Source organism: Kitasatospora sp. NPDC059088 (assembly GCF_042738155.1).
Classification (GTDB): Bacteria; Actinomycetota; Actinomycetes; order Streptomycetales; family Streptomycetaceae; genus Kitasatospora.
The window spans coordinates 38,851-51,206 of the sequence record NZ_JBHYGR010000045.1 but is presented as its reverse complement, the minus strand read 5'-3'; the positions used below and the strand labels follow the sequence as shown (position 1 = coordinate 51,206).

Below are 12,356 nucleotides of genomic sequence, written 5' to 3'. Positions count from 1 at the left end.
GCCCCGGGGCCCCGCCCGCGCGGCGGGGGCCCCGGGCGGGGGCCGCCCCCGCGCGCCGGGCCCCCCCCCGGGGGCCCCCCCCCCGTCCGGGTCAGCGCGTGGCAGAACGGGACCAGCACCGCCATCGCGATCGGCGCCAGCAGCAGCACCACGGCGACGGCCAGCGCGAAGCCGCCGATCACGTCCGTCGGGTAGTGGACGCCCATGAACATCCGGCAGAAGCCCTGGAGCAGGGCCAGGCCCCCGGCGATCCAGCCCAGCTTCCGGTTCACCAGGAACAGCGCCACCGCCACGGCCATCGTCATGGTCGAGTGGTCGCTGACGAAGGAGTGGGTGCCGGCCTTGCCGTCCACCAGCACCAGCAGCCCCGGGTGGTCGACGAAGGGCCGCGGCCGGTCCACGATCGCGGCGATCGGCAGGTTGGCCAGCTCGGCGACGGCCACCGAGAGCGGCACCCAGAGCAGCCCGGCGATCGCCACCGGCGCGTCCGGGCGGCGTCTGGCCTGCAGCCAGCCCACCAGCCCGAGCAGCGCGAGGCCGATCAGGATGCCGTACTCGCCGATCCACGACACCGCGTGGTCCAGCCACTGCGGGGAGCGCTTGGCCAGGCCGTTGACGGCGTAGAGCAGACCGAGGTCGGGGTTGGTCGTGTCGGCAAGCGGCGTCGACACGCCGCACCTCCTTCTGGTCCGCTGCACCTGTTCGATCCCGCCGGGGCCCGCCCGGCGGGCGAAGCTGACGAGGGACCACCGGACCCAACGTCATCGCCGGGACCCAGCGTTCCACGGAAACGCGCGGTTATGGAAACTTGACTCAGCGTCCACAGGCCGCACACAGATCGGTGGACGACTCAGCCGGTCCCACCGGTTGCGGCGGCCCCGTTGACCCGCCCCGCGGCCGTCGGGGCGGCCGGTGCGGCGGCCGCGGGCCGGCTGCCGGGGGCGGTCGGGGTCGGGGTCGGGGCCGTCGTGCCCGGGCGGCTCGGGGCGTTGACCGCGCCGCTGGTGTTGTTGCGCGTCGGCAGCGCCTGGGCGCCGTCCGTGGTGACCCGGGTCGCCCCGATGTACTCCTTGGTGTCGATCTTGTCGTAGCGGATCACCGCCCCGGTGTGCGGCGCGTTGATCATGTAGCCGCCGCCGACGTAGATCCCCACGTGGTGGATGCTCCGCGGATCGCTCAGGTCGGTCGCGAAGAACACCAGGTCGCCCGGCCGGAGCTGATCCCGTGACGGGTGCGGTCCGGCGTACCACTGGTCGTTGGCCACCCGGGGCAGGGCGATGCCCACGGTGGCGAACGCGGCCACGGTGAGCCCGGAGCAGTCGAACCGCCCGTTCTGCCAGGCCGCCCCGTCCCCGCCCCACAGGTACGGCGTGCCGAGCTTGGTCTGCGCGAAGTAGATCGCGGCGGCCGACTGCGCGGACACCTCCACCGGCGCGGTCGGCGCGGCGAAGCTCCGGGCCATCGCCTGGATGTTCCGCACGTACCCCTGGGTCTCCCTGTACGGCGGGACGCCCCGGTTCGACGTCACCGCGTACGGGCCGGCGTTGTAGGCGGCCAGCATGTTGGCCTGCGGATCGCCCGGCACGCCGGCCACGTCCTTGGCGAGCGCGCAGTCGTAGACCGCCGCGGTGGCGATCGCGTCGTACGGGTTCCAGACGTCCTTCTTGCCGTCCCCGTCACCGTCCGTGGCGTACATCGGCCAGGTGCCCGGCATGAACTGCGCCATTCCCTGTGCCCCGACGCCGGATTGGGCCTTGGGGTCGAAACCGCTTTCCTGGTACAGCTGCGCCGCGAGCATCGGCGGGGAGATCTCCGGGCAGAGCGAGCCCCACTTCTGGATCGCGTCCTGGTAGGCCGCCGGAACGGTGCCGGGGGAGAGGGCGGAACGATTCGCCGCCAGTTGCGGTGTCCCACCCGCCGCATACGTCCCCATCGTCACCAGACCGAGGAACCCGAACGCGACAACTCCCGCCGCAGCGGCGGCCGTACCGGCCTTCCGGAGTACCATCAGCACCATCCCGACGAATCGTCAGTCGAAGTGTCCCGGAAGGCGTTGCTCACCGCAATCATCAGAGATACAAAGAGTGAGCGCTATCCTTCGTACGGTGGACATCCTCGCGTACGTGTCCGATGCCTCACGACCAATCCGCGAGAAGTAGCCAAGTCGACATCAGATCTGGCCAAGAATAGGCACCGACCCTTCGCGCGGGCGGGGTCCGGGCCCTTGAATTTGCCTGATCGGGCGGTGAGATGGAAATGAACCTGAGCAGCGTGCACACCTATGCGGTCGGCCACCTGGCCGAGGACCCTCCCAAGAAGCCGAATATCGACACCATCATCGGCGGGATCGCCCCGGACTGGGGCCCCTTCGCCAGCCTCGGGTCGGAGGCCCGGGTGATGGTCGAGGTCATCATGGCCGTCGCCATCCTCGTCTGCCTCGGCCTCGCGGTGTGGGGTGCGGCCAAACAGCGGATCGGCGCGACCGCGATGCGGGACAGCTTCGGAGCCGAACAGGGCAAGGGGCTGATCATCGCCGGGCTGACCGGCGTGTTCATCATTGGATCACTCGGCACTCTGTTCACCATTGTCTACGGCATGGCTATCTGACGATCGGACAGCAGTGACCCGGCCCGCCTGACGACAGGTTCCCGCCCGGACCTCCCCAGAGGGCCGACCCGCCAGGAGTCCACCCCCCGTTCCCACCCCCCGTCCGCGCCCGCCCCCGGACGGAGGGCCCCCGGAGCCGCCCGGCTCCCCGCACCAGGAGGGCCGCCGTGCCGTTGTCCGACGACCAGCCGCACACCCGTACGCGGCTGCCGGTCGACGAACAGCCCTCCGCACTGCCGACCAGCCGTCAGTCCAGGCCGCTGCGCACCCTGCTGACCGTCCTCGTCGTCGTCACCCTGCTCGTCGTCGCCATCTCCGTCGCCAACCGCGGCAAACCGGACCCAGGCAGCGGCGGCAGCTCCGCCGACCGGGCGGCCCCCAGCGCCGGCTCCGGCGCCGGCCCCGCGCCCAGCGGCGACCAGCCCGTCGGCGCCACCGTCAACGGCATCGCCTCCGGCTACCCGCACAGCGACCAGGGCGCCCAGTCCGCCGCCGCCAACTACGCGGTGGCGATCGGCTCCGCGGACATGTTCCGCGCCGACAGCCGCCACACCATCGTCGCCACCATCGCCGACCCGGGCTCCGCCGCGGCCCTGCAGAGCCGGCTGGACCAGGGCTTCGGCGGCGACACCGTCGCCCGCTACGGCCTCGACGCCCAGGGCCACGCGCCCAAGGGCCTCACCTTCGTCAGCCGCACCGTCCCCGTCGGCACCAAGTCGACGGCCTACGCCGACCAGGACGCCAAGGTCGAGGTGTGGTGCACCGGCCTCACCGGCCTCGCCGGCCAGAGCTCCGTCCAACCGGTGACCGCCAACTGGTTCACCCTCACGCTCTCGCTCCACTGGACGGGGAGCGACTGGAAGCTGACCGACTTCACCAGCAGGCAGGGCCCCGCGCCGATGCCCGGAGACCAGCAGGCCGCCACCGCCGAGGAGATCACCGGCGCCGTCCAGCAGTTCGGGGGGTTCCGCTATGCCCGTTGACCAGAGCACACGCCGAACGACCGCACGTCGTACGACCGCGCGCAGAGCGGGGACGCTGGCCGGCGTCCTCGCCGCCGTGCAGTTGACGGCGATGCTGGCCGCCCAGAGGGTGTTCGCCGAGCCGTCGCCGTCGCCGACGCCAACCGGGACGCAGAATCCCAACTGCCCCGATCTGCCGATCTCCGGGAGCGGCATCCTCTGCGTGGACAAACCCGGCGCCCTTCCCGGGAGCAGCACCGTCAACAACGTGACCGATCCGCTCGGGTCGCTCGCCAAGGGGTGTGCGCAGGCGGCGGCGTGGGTGGTGCGGAACCTGTCGGGGGCGATCGACGGGACGACGTCGGTGGACTTCACCAACCAGTCGTTCCTGCAGCAGTACGCCGTGGTGTTCGCCGTGTCGACGGTGATCACGCTGGTGCTGTGGCTGCTGGCGGTGACCAAGCGGGCGGTGCGCGGGGCGTCGTTGACGACGGCGATCTCGGAGGCGGTCGGCTTCCTGTGGCTGACGGTGGTGGCCTCGGCGTTCACGCCGTTGATCCTGTTCACCGTGGTGAGCGTGACGGACGGGCTGACGAAGGCGATCGCGGTCGGGACGAAGTCGGACACCGGGACGTACCTGGGCGGGTTCGCCGACACCCTGGAGAAGGGGAACGTCGGCGGCGGCCCGCTGATCCTGGTGCTGGTGTCGCTGGTCGCGGTGCTGGCGGCGGCGGTGCTCTGGATCGAGCTGGTGATCCGGGCGGCGATGCTGTACGTGGGGGCGCTGCTGGGGACGGCGGTGTACGCGGGGCTGGTGGACCGGCAGTTGTGGAAGCACGTGCGCCGGTGGGCCGGGATGATGCTGGCGGTGGACCTGGCGAAGCCGATCATCGTGATCATCCTGGGTCTGGCGGGCGCGGTGGCGACCGGGGCCGGGGCCAACGACGACTTCGCCCGGGTGCTGTCCGGGTTGGCGATCCTGTTCCTGTCGATCTTCGCGAGCGCCGCGGTGTACCGCTTCGTCCCGACCTTCGGCGACGAGATGCTGAACATGCGCGGGGCCCGGGCCAGTGCGGTGCAGGCCGGTTCGGCGATGATCAACGGGACCGCGAACCTGATGAAGCAGGGCATCTCCACCCACGGCGACCGCGGTCCGCAGGGGGCCGGGGGCGGCGGGGGTGCGGGCGGCGGCTCGGTCGCGCCCGGCATCGCCGCGCACGCCGGCCGGACGCCGTCCCCGCCGCCGCAGGCCGGGCCGCCGCCGCAGGCCTCGGTTCCGAACCGCGACAGCAATCCAGCGAAGGGAGGGTGACGGGTAAGTGAGCAGCGAACCGCTCGGCCAGTACGGGGCCCAGTACGCCCAGCCGTACGTGCACCAGCGCCGCACCTACCTGATCGGCAAGGCCCGCCCGAACGCGGTGATCGGCCGCAACCGGGAGTCCGGGGAGATCATCCTGATCATCTTCGGGGCGTTCCTCGGGATGCTCTGGGGCCTGCTGATGCCGGTCCTGGCGCTGCGGATCGCCGGTCTGATCGGCCTGCCGCTGCTGGCCATCGCGGCGGTCTACGTGCCGTACCGCAAGCGGACGTTCTACCGGTGGGTGGAGATCAACCGCACCTACCGCCGGACGGTCCGCAGCGGGCGCGGGCTGTGGCGTTCGGACGCGATGGACGCGGGCACCCGGATGGACGGCCGGGAGGTGGAGGTCGGTCCGCCGCCCGGGGTGGGGCGGCTGCGCTGGCTGACCGCGCCGTTCGGGCCGGACGAGGTCGGGGTGCTGATGCACCTGGAGCGGCGGACGGTGACGGCCGCGATCGAGATCGAGGGCCCGGGCGTCGGGCTGCGCGACTCGGAGGACCAGGAGGCGCTGGTCGACCGGTTCGGCACGCTGTTGAAGCACGTCGCCAACGGGGACGGCTTCGTGACCCGGCTGCAGATCCTGGCCCGCACCCTGCCGGCTGACCCGGACGCCCACGCCAAGGACGTCGAGCGCCGCGGCGACCACGCCGCGCCGCGCTGGCTGCAGGACTCGTACGACCAGCTGCAGTCGATGGTGTCGACCTCCTCGGAGCAGCACCGGGCGTACCTGGTGGCGTGCATGCACTACACCCGGGACCTGGCCGCCGAGGCGCACGCGATGGGCCGCACCGCGACCGGCGGGCGGGCCCGGGACGACGACGGGCTGGCGGCCGTGATGGCCCGCGAGCTGACCGACATCTGCGCCCGGCTGGCCGAGGCGGACATCCGGGTGCGCCAGCCGCTGGGCCAGGCCCGGCTGTCCTCGCTGCTGCACTCGATGTACGACCCGGACCACCCGATCGACCACATCCAGGCGATGTCCCGGCGCAACGCCTGGCCGGCCGAGCTGGACGCGACCCACCCCCAGTACCTGACGGCGAAGACCCGGGAGTCGGTGACCCGGGAGCCGTGGTGCCACGCCACCGCCTGGGTCAAGGAGTGGCCGCTCACCCCGGTGGGCGTCAACTTCCTGGCGCCGCTGCTGGTGCACACCCCGGACGTGATCCGGACGGTGGCGGTGACGATGGACCTGGAACCCACCGACGTCGCGATCGAGCGGATGCTGACCGAGAAGACCAACGACGAGGCGGAGGCCAGTCGCGCGGCCAAGATGAACCGCACGGTCGACCCGCGCGACCTGGCCCACACCGGCCGGGTGGACCAGCGCGGTGACGACCTGGCCTCCGGCGCGGCCGGGGTGAACCTGGTCGGCTACATCACGGTCTCCTCGCGCAACCCCGACGCGCTGGCCCGCGACAAGCGGACCATCCGGGCCTCGGCGGGCAAGAGCTACCTCAAGCTGGAGTGGTGCGACCGCGAGCACCACCGGGCCTTCGTCAACACCCTGCCGTTCGCCACCGGCATCCGCCGCTGACCCCCGCGCCGGTCCTCCGGGACCGGGCCCGTCCACCCACCGCGCCCGTCCATCCACCGCGCCACCCCGTCCACCCACCGCGCCCGTCCACCCCTCGCCGGCACCAGGAGGCCACCCATGGCGATCGGCAACCTCACCGACGCGTTCACCAGCCTGATGTTCGGCAAGGTGGAGACCACCCGGCTGCCGGTGCGTACCTCCACCGGTCAGGCGCAGGCGGTCTACCTGCCCACCGCCGCACCGGGGTTGGGCGACTCGGGAGTGATCATCGGGCGTGAGGTGTACAGCGGCAAGGGGTACGTCTACGACCCCTTCCAGCTGTACGGGCAGCAGCTGCCCGCCCCGCACTGGCTGGTGCTGGGGGAGTCCGGCAACGGCAAGTCGGCGCTGGAGAAGACGTACGTGCTGCGGCAGTTGAGGTTCCGCGACCGGCAGGTCGTGGTGCTGGACGCGCAGGGCGAGGACGGCGTCGGCGAGTGGAACCTGATCGCCAACGCGTTGGGCATAAAGTCGATCCGGCTGGACCCGATGGCGGCCAGGGACGGCGGGGTGAAGCTCAACCCGCTGGATCCGGCGATCACCCAGACCGGTCAGCTGTCGCTGCTGCGCACCATCATCGAGGTGGCGATGGGGCGCGGCCTGGAGGAGCGGGCGGGCTTCGCGTTGAAGGCCGCGCACGCCCATGTGGTCGCCTCGGTGACGGACCGCCAGCCGGTGCTGGACGACATCATCGACACCCTGCGCAGCCCCGAGCTGTCCTCGGTGGAGTCGCTGGGCGTGGCGGTGGACGAGGTGCAGTCCTGGGGCCTGGACGTGGCGCTGGTGCTGGACCGGCTGGTCGACGGCGACCTGCGCGGCATGTTCGACGGCCCGACCACGGACGGCATCGACCTGGACGCGCCGTTGATCGTTTTTGACCTCTCGCACATCGACCGCAACTCGATCGCGATGCCGATCCTGATGGCGATCGTCGGGGTGTGGCTGGAGCACACCTGGATCCGGCCGGACCGGAAGAAGCGCATCTTCCTGGTCGAGGAGGCCTGGCACATCATCAACAGCCCGTTCGTGGCCCAGCTGTTCCAGCGGCTGTTGAAGTTCGGCCGCCGGCTCGGGCTCTCCTTCGTGGCGGTGGTGCACCACCTGTCGGACGTGGTGGACGGCGCGGCGGCCAAGGAGGCGTCGGCGATCCTGAAGATGGCCTCCACCCGGACGATCTACATGCAGAAGGCCGAGGAGGCGCGGGCCACCGGCCGGGTGCTGGGCCTGCCGCGCTGGGCGGTGGAGATCATCCCGACCCTGTCGCCGGGCATCGCGGTCTGGGACGTCAACGGCAACGTGCAGGTGGTGAAGCACATCATCACCGACACCGAGCGGCCGCTGGTGTACACCGACCGCGCGATGACCGAGGACGCGGTGGCCGAACGGGTGCGGGCCGAGCGGCACTTGGCGGCCGAGCCGGGGGTCTGAGCAGGCGCCGCCGCCGGGGGCGGGCCGGGGACCGGGCCGCGGGCGTCGGGCGGGGTCGGGGGGATCGTGTGCAGGCGGTCCGTCCCGGTCTGACGGCGGTGGTTCGTCAGCAGGTAATCCTCTCGTTACGTTCGACATCCTGACAGCTACGCGCGTTGACCCTAGGCTGCACTCGCGCAACACATTGCCCACGCGCCGGCGCGCTCCGCCGCCCGCGTGCTCCTCCGAGGTGCAGGGGATCCCTCATGCTCACCGTCAGATCCCGACGGGCGGCGTTCGCCGTCGTCGCCGCCGCAGGTCTGTTCGGCACGGTGGTCGTGCCGACGGCCGCTCAGGCCGCCGACGCCAACGCCAAGCGTCACAAGACCGTCAACCTCCAGCTGCTGGCGATCAACGACTTCCACGGCAACCTGGAGCCCCCGGCGGGCTCCTCCGGCACGATCAAGGAGATCGACCCGGCCACCGGCAAGGAGGTCTCGACCCCGGCCGGCGGCATCGAGTACCTGGCCACCGAGCTGCGCAAGGCGCGGATCCCGGCCGACGACTCGATCACCGTCGCGGCCGGCGACATCGTCGGTGCCAGCCCGCTCACCTCGGCGCTGTTCCACGACGAGCCGACCATCGAGGCGATGGACAAGCTCGGACTGGACGTCACCTCGGTCGGCAACCACGAGTTCGACCAGGGCGCGACGGAGCTGCTGCGCAAGCAGGAGGGCGGCTGCCACCCGACCGACGGCTGCTACGAGCCCGGCCGGACCTTCAAGGGCGCCAACTTCAACTACCTGTCGGCCAACGTCACCGACGAGCAGTCCGGCAAGCCGCTGCTGCCGCCGTACTGGGTGACCAAGTCGCAGGGCGTCAAGATCGGCTTCATCGGCGTCACCCTGGAGGGCACGCCGAACATCGTCACCGCCGAGGGCGTCAAGGGCCTCAAGTTCGCCAACGAGGTCACCACGATCAACAAGTACGCCGCGGAGCTCAAGGCCAAGGGCGTCAACTCGATCGTCGCGCTGATCCACGAGGGCGGCTACCCGGCCAGCGGCGTCTACAACTACGACTGCGGCGCGGCCGGTCAGGGCATCTCCGGCCCGATCGTCGACATCGCGAAGAAGATCGACCCGGCGGTCGGCGCCATCGTCACCGGCCACACCCACAACGCGTACGCCTGCAGCATCCCCGACCCCAACGGCGTGCCGCGCTCGGTGACCAGTGCCGCCTCCTTCGGCCGGCTGTTCACCGAGATCGACATGAAGCTGGACAAGACCACCGGCGAGATCGTCCGCCCGTCGGTCAAGGCCGAGAACCACGTGGTGCGGCGCACGGTCGAGAAGGCCCCGGACATGACGGCGCTGATCGACCACTACTCCAAGCTGGCCGCCCCGAAGGCCAACCGGCCGATCGGCTACATCGCCTCGGACATCAACGGCCGGGGCAGCAGCGACCTGGAGAAGCCGCTCGGCGACGTGATCGCCGACGCGCAGCTGGAGGGGCTCGCCCCGGCCGACAAGGGCGGCGCCCAGGTGGCCTTCATGAACCCGGGCGGGCTGCGCTCCGACCTGGTCTACAAGGCCTCGGGCAGTGAGGGCGACGGCGTGGTGACCTACGGCGAGGCGTTCACCGTCCAGCCGTTCACCAACATGATGCAGGTCAAGACGCTGACCGGCGCCCAGCTGGTCCAGCTGCTGCAGCAGCAGGTGAGCGGTCTCAACGACGCGGCGCCGAAGATCCTCCAGGCCTCCTCGAACCTCCACTACACCCTGGACATGCGCAGGACCGGCGCGGCCCGGGTGGTCCTGGACTCGATCCGGCTGAACGGCGCACCGGTCGACCCGGCCGCCAAGTACCGGGTCGCCGCCAACGAGTTCCTGGCCGGCGGCGGCGACGGCTTCCCGGCCTTCGCGGCCGGCACCGACAAGCTCGTCGGCGCCTCCGACCTGGACGTCTTCACGGCCTACCTGACGGCCCACAGCTCGGCGGCCTCGCCGTTGAAGCCGCCGGCGCAGGACCGGGTCAAGGTCCTCGGCCCGGGCAGCGACATCGACTGACCGAGAGCCGGACACCGGCCCCGGTGACGGGGCCCGGGACGGGCGGGGCGCTGTCGGGGCGCCCCGCCCGTCCTGCCGTTCCCGGCGGCTACTCGGGGGCGGGGCCGCCGGGAAGTCGTACGGTCGCCAGCGCGCCGGGGCCGCCGTCCTGGGCCGGGCCCAGCGTGACCTCGCCGCCCGCCTCCCGGACGCTCTGCGCGACGATCGACAACCCCAGGCCGGAGCCGGGGAGTTGACGCGAGGACGGGGAGCGCCAGAACCGGTCGAAGACGTACTGGAGCTCGTCCGGCGGAATGCCGGGACCGTGGTCGCGGACGGTCAGCACGCCCTGCTGGAGCCGGACCTCGATGGTGCCTGCGGGCGGGCTGTACTTCACCGCGTTGTCCAGCAGGTTGATCACGGCCCGCTCCAGGCCCGCCGCGTCGCCGTGCGCGTACCAGGGCTCGACGGTCGTCTCGAAGACCAGCCCGGGGCCGCGGAGCTTCGCCCGCTCGACCGCGCGCCCGGCGATCTCGTGCAGGGCGACCACGGTCAGGTTCGGGCCGGCCTTCGGGGTGTCGGGGCGGGAGAGCTGGAGCAGGTCGCCGATCAGCACGGTGAGTTCCTGCATCTGGGCCTTCATGTTGCCCAGCAGCTTGGTCTTGGTCGCCGGGGGCAGCGGGCGGCCGGTGTCGTTGCTGCGGATCAGCAGGTCGACGTTGGTGCGCAGGGAGGTGAGCGGCGTGCGCAGCTCGTGGCCCGCGTCGGCGATCAGCCGGGTCTGGCGCTCGCGGGAGTTGGCGAGGGCGGTGCTCATCGAGTTGAAGGACGTGGAGAGCCGGGCGATCTCGTCGTCCCCGTTCACGGGGATGGTGCTGCCGACCTCCTCGGTGCGGGCGATGTGCTCGACGGCGTCGGTGAGTTGGTCGACCGGCTTGAGGGAGGAGTGGGCGACCAGGCGGCCCGCGACGGCGGCGAGCAGGATGCCGCCGAGGGAGACGGCGCCGAGGAGGATGGCGAGGCCCTGGAGGGATTCCTCGATGGGCTGGGTCGGGGTCGCGACCATGGCGACGGTGGGCTGCGAGACGTGCTGCACGGAGCTGAGCCGGACGAGCGCCGGGTCGCCGTTCGTGTAGTGCCCGTCCCGGACGATGTACTGGCCGGGCTTGAGCTGGAACGCGGCGGCGTCCTCCGGCTTGATCACGATCGCCCGGTTCGAGCCGGGGGGCAGGCCCACGCCGTTCGGGGTCACGAACTGGGTGTCGCGGGGTGCCGCACCGCTGAACTCCGGTGTGCCAGGGCGGGGTTGGTTGGCGGCGAGCGCGGCTTCCGGGTTCGCGTACAGGTTGAGGTTCTTCCCGACCATGGCGGGGGGTGCGCTGACCAGGTCGGTCTTGACCTGGCTGTACAGCTGCTTGTCCACGATGAACCAGCAGGCCAGCGCCGACAGCGCGATGGCCACGGCCACCGCGGCCGCGCTCATGAAGGTGAGGCGGCCGCGCAGCGAGCGGGAGCGGTACCACTGGACCACGCGCTGGCGTCTGCCGGGCACCACCCGGGGCGGGGCCAGCGGCGGGGGCGGAACAGCGTTCACGCGCTGGTGCCGGCGGCCGGGCGGAGGGCGTAGCCGACGCCGCGGACGGTCTGGATGAGGCGCGGCATGCCGCCCTGCTCGGTCTTGCGGCGCAGGTACATGACGTACACGTCCAGGGAGTTGGAGGAGGGCTCGAAGTCGAAGCCCCAGACCGCCTTGAGGATCTGTTCGCGGGTGAGGACCTGCCGGGGGTGGGAGAGGAACATCTCCAGCAGCATGAACTCGGTGCGGGTGAGTTCGACGGGCTTGCCGCCGCGGGTGACCTCGCGGGTGGCGGTGTTCATCCGCAGGTCGGCGAAGGCGAGGACCTCGCTGTCGTCCTCGGCGGCGGCGCGGGCGGCGGCCTCGGTGGCGAGGGCGTTGCGGCGCAGCAGGGCGCGGACGCGGGCGAGGAGTTCGTCGAGTTCGAAGGGCTTGGCGAGGTAGTCGTCGGCGCCGACGTCGAGCCCGGTGACGCGGTCGCCGACGGCGTCGCGGGCGGTGAGCATCAGGACGGGGACGGTGTCGCCGCGGGAGCGCATCCGGCGGACGGCGGTGAGGCCGTCCATCCGGGGCATCATGATGTCCAGCAGGACGAGATCGGGCTTGTCGCGCTCGACGGACTCCAGGGCCTCGTAGCCGTCGGTGGCGGTGGCGACCTCGTAGCCCTCGAAGGCGAGGCTGCTCTCCAGGGCGTCCCGGAGGGCGGGTTCGTCGTCGACCACGAGGAGCCGGGCGGAGGGGTGGCCGGCCTCGGCGGGGGTGCGGTCGTCGGCGGACGGGGTCATGGGCTGCTGCCCTTTCTCGTCGGGTGGAGGGCCCGCTGTCG

Annotated in this window: 10 protein-coding genes; 6 read left to right on the top strand and 4 right to left on the bottom strand. The window is 71.7% G+C overall.

Annotation, left to right across the window (positions count from 1 at the left end):
• Window positions 1-671 (bottom strand): phosphatase PAP2 family protein (locus ACFWXO_RS21440; protein ID WP_380525375.1); only part of this gene is annotated, 671 nt, incomplete at its 3' end.
• 179 nt (window positions 672-850) lie between these two features.
• Window positions 851-2,008 (bottom strand): NlpC/P60 family protein, encoded by a 1,158-nt coding sequence (locus ACFWXO_RS21435; RefSeq protein ID WP_375888869.1) that lies wholly within the window; start codon window positions 2,006-2,008, stop codon window positions 851-853.
• 248 nt (window positions 2,009-2,256) lie between these two features.
• Between ACFWXO_RS21435 and ACFWXO_RS21430 the strand changes: the two genes are divergently transcribed.
• The 6 genes from ACFWXO_RS21430 (at window position 2,257) to ACFWXO_RS21405 (ending at window position 9,975) form a co-directional block, all read left to right on the top strand.
• Complete coding sequence (locus ACFWXO_RS21430; RefSeq protein WP_375888806.1) at window positions 2,257-2,607, top strand: hypothetical protein; 351 nt, start codon at window positions 2,257-2,259, stop codon at window positions 2,605-2,607.
• 167 nt (window positions 2,608-2,774) lie between these two features.
• Entirely contained in the window at window positions 2,775-3,590 is an 816-nt protein-coding gene (locus tag ACFWXO_RS21425; RefSeq protein WP_380525374.1) for a hypothetical protein, read from the top strand.
• On the top strand, window positions 3,580-4,881 hold the full coding sequence (locus ACFWXO_RS21420) for a hypothetical protein (RefSeq protein WP_375888801.1): 1,302 nt from the start codon (window positions 3,580-3,582) through the stop codon (window positions 4,879-4,881). Before ACFWXO_RS21425 ends, ACFWXO_RS21420 begins: the two co-directional genes overlap by 11 nt.
• 7 nt (window positions 4,882-4,888) lie before the next feature.
• Window positions 4,889-6,463: an SCO6880 family protein gene (locus ACFWXO_RS21415; protein WP_380525373.1), complete on the top strand. Its 1,575-nt coding sequence runs from the start codon at window positions 4,889-4,891 to the stop codon at window positions 6,461-6,463.
• A gap of 117 nt (window positions 6,464-6,580) precedes the next feature.
• Window positions 6,581-7,930 (top strand): ATP-binding protein, encoded by a 1,350-nt coding sequence (locus ACFWXO_RS21410; protein WP_375888796.1) that lies wholly within the window; start codon window positions 6,581-6,583, stop codon window positions 7,928-7,930.
• Between the two features lie 245 nt (window positions 7,931-8,175).
• Window positions 8,176-9,975 carry a bifunctional metallophosphatase/5'-nucleotidase gene (locus ACFWXO_RS21405; protein ID WP_375888793.1) on the top strand — a complete coding sequence of 600 codons (1,800 nt, stop codon included), beginning with the start codon at window positions 8,176-8,178 and terminating at the stop codon, window positions 9,973-9,975.
• Between the two features lie 88 nt (window positions 9,976-10,063).
• Here ACFWXO_RS21405 and ACFWXO_RS21400 read toward each other — a convergent pair whose 3' ends face one another.
• Window positions 10,064-11,485, bottom strand: a complete 1,422-nt coding sequence (locus ACFWXO_RS21400) for an ATP-binding protein (RefSeq protein WP_375888791.1) — start codon at window positions 11,483-11,485, stop codon at window positions 10,064-10,066.
• A 59-nt stretch (window positions 11,486-11,544) separates the two neighbouring features.
• Window positions 11,545-12,315, bottom strand: a complete 771-nt coding sequence (locus ACFWXO_RS21395) for a response regulator transcription factor (RefSeq protein ID WP_375888789.1) — start codon at window positions 12,313-12,315, stop codon at window positions 11,545-11,547.
• Between the last annotated feature and the right edge of the window lie 41 nt (window positions 12,316-12,356).

Bases quoted from the DNA above. Each gene is read 5' to 3' on its own strand.
- ACFWXO_RS21395 (WP_375888789.1), bottom strand. From the start codon at position 12,315: ATGACCCCGTCCGCCGACGACCGCACCCCCGCCGAGGCCGGCCACCCC.
- ACFWXO_RS21430 (WP_375888806.1), top strand. From the start codon at position 2,257: ATGAACCTGAGCAGCGTGCACACCTATGCGGTCGGCCACCTGGCCGAG.
- ACFWXO_RS21435 (WP_375888869.1), bottom strand. From the start codon at position 2,008: ATGGTACTCCGGAAGGCCGGTACGGCCGCCGCTGCGGCGGGAGTTGTC.
- ACFWXO_RS21410 (WP_375888796.1), top strand. From the start codon at position 6,581: ATGGCGATCGGCAACCTCACCGACGCGTTCACCAGCCTGATGTTCGGC.
- ACFWXO_RS21420 (WP_375888801.1), top strand. From the start codon at position 3,580: ATGCCCGTTGACCAGAGCACACGCCGAACGACCGCACGTCGTACGACC.
- ACFWXO_RS21405 (WP_375888793.1), top strand. From the start codon at position 8,176: ATGCTCACCGTCAGATCCCGACGGGCGGCGTTCGCCGTCGTCGCCGCC.